Annotated in this window: 2 protein-coding genes; both read right to left on the minus strand. The window is 59.8% G+C overall.

Translation table 11 applies throughout. The annotated features are described in order from the left end of the window. A partial coding sequence (locus AB4Z27_RS28925; RefSeq protein WP_441645975.1) for a hypothetical protein occupies window positions 1-407 on the minus strand: 407 nt, incomplete at its 3' end. Further along, on the minus strand, window positions 404-1,670 hold a 1,267-nt coding region (locus AB4Z27_RS28930; RefSeq protein ID WP_441645976.1), incomplete at its 5' end, for an esterase/lipase family protein. The genes AB4Z27_RS28925 and AB4Z27_RS28930, both read right to left, overlap by 4 nt.

Raw genomic sequence — 1,670 nt, forward strand, 5'->3', positions numbered from 1 at the left:
CAACGATAGCCCTCCAGAATCCGGTTTGCGATGTGGCTGCGTTCCGAACCCCGGTGCATAAAATAGCGGGAGTGCTCATCCCACGCGGGCAGATTGAGATAGAGAAATGGATGCGCATCCATGCTCTTCACCGCCTTGAGTTCCGCTTCGCGCGCGGATATCTCCTCGTTGAATGCATCGAGGGGCATGATCTTCGTCTCGAGCCGTGCGCTTTCCACAGTGGCGGACCCTTTGACCGTCACGCCGGCGGGCAAATCGATAAGATGGCGTCCCACACAACGCGGGGTCAAATTGGAAGTCAGGGCATTCACGGTCTTTTGTTCCTGAGGCGTCAATGGAGGGGTCTTCCCACAAGCCGGTAGCACAAGCGCATGGATCACGATAAGCAGCGACGTGAGGCGTTTCATTTGCAATAGGCCATGGAAGTGTCTTTCACGGCATCCGTGATCTTGACAATCGACCAGACCGTGAATAGTCGGAGTGGCCCGACATTGAACGCGGCTTCATGCTCGATCCCACGATAAGCCAGGCATACCTTCGCTTTCTCTCGTGGTGCTGCGCCGGACCGGCGCGGAACGGTGCCGTCGCCGCTCTCATCCGAACCGTTCAGGTCAAAGACAACGTGCAATGGGTTTCCGGCACTGCGCGTGAGGACCGAAATGGTGCCACGGCCTGTGTCGTGCAGTACCGTTCCCTCGGCAAGGTCGTCAATGGCGCGCGGCCCGAAGCGCGGCGCAGCATACCGCCGTCCCCATGTGACCTCTCCCCATGTCTTGTGTGCGGTATCGTCGCCGTAGAACGCATACGTATTCGCGTGGTATCGATTCGCGATGGCACGATGAAATGGACGGACTAGCGTCTCAACGGTTTCCACGTACCGTTGCCAGTCCTCGTCCACTGTTTTCTTGTACTTATCGAGCGGATTGATAAGGTTTTCGTGGCATAGCGACCACCACTTGCCCCGCACGGTGTAGATCTCGTTGTAGGGATCGGATTGCGGAAGTGAGATCATACGGTTGCCATCACGGATCTTCAGCCAACGGGCGCCGTACTCGGGCGTCGGCAGCAATTGCAGGGGTCCGGGAGCCTGTGCGAAAACCGCCGTCACTTCTTCGGCATTACGACCCAGGACGCCGCCCGCCGCCCCCTCCGTACCGGCTTTCACCCGCTTGTAGGCGACCGCAGCACCGGTCGCCGGCATGACCCCATTCACCACGCCCAGGATGACTTCCTTGCCGCCCATCGACTCAGTGAAGAAGCGCCCCACAAGCCCCCCCATCGAATGCGTGACGAGGATGGCGCGGTCGCACATGAATCCCTTGCTCCGGTAGAAGGCCATGAAGGCATTGACTCTGGCTGCCAGGCGCTTTGCCGAATCTTCGTTCGACCGGAGCCAGTTGTATCCCACGGCATGAACGGGATAGCGGTATTTGTAGGACAGGGCGACATCGTCTCGCGAGAGCGCGGCCACGCCGATCGAGCGGGCCTCCGTCTCACTTAGCAGCGTGGAACGTATTCCGTTCTGCCATTGATGCGTATCGTTGAGCGCCCCTTCAAGCCACGCGAGGAACTCCCCATAGCTCATAAATGCCACTTCGCCCCAGCCTCGCCGCCGCATTTCCGCTGTCGACAGGGGGGTCTCGGACGGGAGCTTGCCGCCGCCGTACACA

This window comes from Cupriavidus sp. KB_39, assembly GCF_052114485.1.
Lineage (GTDB): Bacteria > Pseudomonadota > Gammaproteobacteria > Burkholderiales > Burkholderiaceae > Cupriavidus.